The sequence below is a fragment of the Vibrio sp. 2132-1 genome, assembly GCF_033344315.1.
Genome location: NZ_JAWPON010000582.1, coordinates 1 through 591, shown reverse-complemented (window position 1 = coordinate 591; position 591 = coordinate 1). Strand labels below are relative to the sequence as shown.

At 47.2% G+C, this 591-nt stretch carries 1 protein-coding gene; it reads right to left on the bottom strand.

Translation table 11 applies throughout. From position 1 onward, the window contains the following. A partial coding sequence (locus R8N47_RS26775) for a response regulator (RefSeq protein ID WP_318186310.1) occupies nt 1-591 on the bottom strand: 591 nt, incomplete at both ends.

Sequence of the window (591 nt, the reverse complement as noted above, 5' to 3'; positions counted from 1 at the left end):
CCCAACCGCACCTTTGATGCCGTGGATAACCCGCTTTTTATCTCGCTCAGTCGAGGCAGCTTGTAGGTTTTCAATATCCGTCGCCATAGATTGGCTAAACACACGCGCAATTTCTTTTGCGTCTTGCGTTTTAAAACGTTTAATCCAATCCGGTAATCGGGTCTTTTCTTTCTTGCCAATAAATGGCACCAAAACGGTTTTCAATTTGTTGAGGTCGTAAGGCTTGTAAAGTACATCATCAATACCGATGTCTTGTGTGCGCTCACTGGCAAGGCGAGCATCCTCCGCCGTCACACCGATGATTGGCAGCGATTTGAAACCAGACGCCCTCACATGTTTGATCAGTTCATAGCCATCCATTTCTGGCATGTGAAAATCGGTCAGCAGCAACACGACGTTTCCATCTTGGTTGATGTACTCCCAAGCCTCACGGCCGTTGTTCACAATCACAGGTTCGATACCAAGCTCACGTAGCTGCATTGAAATCACGCTTTGGTTGATTGGGTTATCTTCCGCAACCAATACCGTTCCGAGAATCCACGAAACTTCTTCGGACTTAAGCTCGTCCAACTTGGTCTCTTGCTGCATTTG